General features: G+C 71.9%; 3 protein-coding genes and 1 pseudogene. 2 read left to right on the top strand and 2 right to left on the bottom strand.

The window, feature by feature from the left end; translation table 11 throughout:
- Together ACVNF4_RS35455 and ACVNF4_RS35450 are read left to right on the top strand one after the other, a co-directional pair.
- A pseudogene (locus ACVNF4_RS35455) lies at positions 1 to 288 on the top strand (MmgE/PrpD family protein); the annotation flags it as partial.
- 149 nt (positions 289 to 437) lie between these two features.
- Positions 438 to 1280, top strand: coding sequence for a helix-turn-helix domain-containing protein (locus ACVNF4_RS35450; RefSeq protein WP_461806950.1), 843 nt, complete (start codon positions 438 to 440; stop codon positions 1278 to 1280).
- Here the strand turns inward: ACVNF4_RS35450 and ACVNF4_RS35445 are convergent.
- Positions 1246 to 1614, bottom strand: coding sequence for a nuclear transport factor 2 family protein (locus ACVNF4_RS35445; RefSeq protein ID WP_461806949.1), 369 nt, complete (start codon positions 1612 to 1614; stop codon positions 1246 to 1248). The genes ACVNF4_RS35450 and ACVNF4_RS35445 overlap by 35 nt on opposite strands.
- 119 nt (positions 1615 to 1733) lie before the next feature.
- On the bottom strand, positions 1734 to 1898 hold the full coding sequence (locus tag ACVNF4_RS35440; RefSeq protein WP_461806951.1) for a hypothetical protein: 165 nt from the start codon (positions 1896 to 1898) through the stop codon (positions 1734 to 1736).
- Positions 1899 to 1912 lie beyond the last annotated feature (14 nt).

Genomic DNA, 1912 nt, shown 5'->3' with positions numbered 1-1912 from the left:
CTGGCCGCCGTCCGGCCGCCGGAACCCGATTTCACCGCCGCGACCAAGGCCACGGGCGCCCGCGTCACCGTACGCCTCGACGACGGCCGCACGTTCACCCGCGAGCGGCTCGTCCCGCTCGGCGCGGCGGGCGAGCACACCCGGGCCCGTCACGAGGAACTCGTCCGTGAGAAGTTCGTCGGCCTCGGCGGCGACGCGGACACCGCGAAGGACGCCGCCGCACTCCCGGAGATGGACGCCGGCCGGCTGCGGGACTGGCTGCACGCGGCTCTCGTCGGACCGGCCTGACGCGGCACGCCTGCGCATTCGCGCACCGCGCCACGAACCCGGCCACCCTGGCCGGCACGGTTTCTCGCCTGGTCGGAGGTGCGGCGCGGGCCCGGCCCCGACTGCACGCGGTATTGGGCCCGTCGCTCCACGCAGTTAGTGTTGATCGCATGATCACTCAGTTAGCAGGGGCGCCCCACAGCCCCGAACTCGGCGTGCTGTTGCGCCGATGGCGTGACCGGCGCGGCGTCAGCCAACTCGAACTCGCCTCACGGGCCGACAGCTCCGCCCGGCACATCAGCTTCATCGAGACCGGCCGCGCCAGGCCCAGCCGCAGCCTGCTGATGCGCCTCGCCGAACAGCTCGACGTCCCCGTACGGGAACGCAACGCCATGCTGGTCGCCGCCGGCTTCGCCCCGGAATTCCCCGAAACCCCGTTGAACGACCCCGCGATGCGCATGCTCAACGGCGAACTCGAACGCCTGCTGGCCGTCCACGAACCCAACCCGGCCCTCGTGCACGACAGCCTCTACGACGTCGTCGGAGCCAACCGCAGCCTCCTCGCCCTGGTCGCCGGGGCCGCCGGACACCTGCTCGTCCCGCCCGTCAACACCATGCGGCTGGCCCTGCACCCGGACGGCATGGCCCCCGCGATCCGCAACTTCGGCCAGTGGCGTGCCCATCTGCTGGGCCAGTTGGAGAGACAGATCAAACTGAGCGGCTCCGCCGGGCTGGTGCGCCTCCACGAAGAAGTGGCCGCCTACCCCGTGCCCCGCTGCTCGCGCGAGACCCGGACCGGCGGCCACCCCTACGCACTGCCGCTGCTCATCGAGCGGAACGGCAGGCTGCTGTCGTTCGTGTCGGTGCTGACGACCTTCAACACCCCGCTGGACGTGACCGTCTCCGAACTGGCCATCGAGACGTTCCTGCCCTCGGACCAGGAGACGGCCGCCGCCCTGCGGGAGATGCTGGAGGAGATCAGGCCCCCGGAACGCGGTCCAGGAAACCGCTGACGGAGAAGATCCGGCCGTCCTCGGCGATCGCGATCACGTCGGAACCGCCGGCCGGGGAGGACCCGTCGGCCGTCGACACCAGGTCCCAGGAGAAGCGGGCGATGTTGTGGTTGCCGTCCACCGTGCCCTTCAGCCGGAACTCGAAGCCCGGGAACTGGGCGTGGGCGCCCTCGATGGCGGCGGCGATACCGTCGTGACCGGCCACGTCGGCCAGCGGGTCGGTGTAGATGGCCTCCTCCGTGAACGCCTCGGACACGGCCTTGGCGATGGCCTCGGCTCCGGTGGCGTTCCACGCCGCGAGGTAGCGTTCGACGGCGGTGTCGTACATCGTCATGGTGGTTCTCTCCTCGGATTCAGGACCGGACCGCGACGTCGGTGCGGCCACGTGATCACTGTGCCGGGGACCGCCGGGCACGTCGATTACCTCCCAGGTAATCGTCGCCCCCCGCCGTCTCACACCCGCACGTGCTCCAGCCAGTGCCCCAGCAGCCGGGCGTCCCCGGTGACCTCCACCGCCGCCTCCCGCACCGGCACCCGGCGCTTCAGCAGGAGCAGAAGATCGCCGGCCCGGCCGGTGACGGTCACCCCGCCGCGCCGGTCGTCGCCGGCCGGGGCCAGCCGAGGCCCGTCCG

It is taken from the genome of Streptomyces sp. S6 (genome assembly GCF_054880855.1).
This window is presented reverse-complemented; position numbering and strand designations above follow the sequence as displayed.